The sequence below is a fragment of the Ochrobactrum sp. SFR4 genome, from assembly GCF_019730395.1.
Classification (GTDB): domain Bacteria; phylum Pseudomonadota; class Alphaproteobacteria; order Rhizobiales; family Rhizobiaceae; genus Pseudochrobactrum.
Genome location: NZ_JAAPBB010001335.1, coordinates 1 through 238, shown reverse-complemented (window position 1 = coordinate 238; position 238 = coordinate 1). Strand labels below are relative to the sequence as shown.

Annotated in this window: 1 pseudogene; it reads right to left on the bottom strand. The window is 56.3% G+C overall.

Features of this window, described 5'->3' with window-relative positions:
• A pseudogene (locus tag HBA93_RS23360) lies at positions 1-238 on the bottom strand (ArgE/DapE family deacylase); the annotation flags it as partial.

Genomic DNA, 238 nt, shown 5'->3' with positions numbered 1-238 from the left:
AGAGACAAATTTGTGCGCACGGCCAAGGGCATCCAGCGCCTCACGCGCCACAGGCCGCTTGTCCTCATCCAGCGAATAGCCTTCCGCCGCAAAGCCGTTATAGACAATCTCCGGCGGGTTCTGCGCCAGAAAGGCATGGCTTTTAGCGGCTTCCGCAATAGCCTGTTCAATGCGCTGTTTCAGTTCATCAATGCTTTGTCCCGGAAACAGCCCCATGCGCACGTCAAACACACACCAT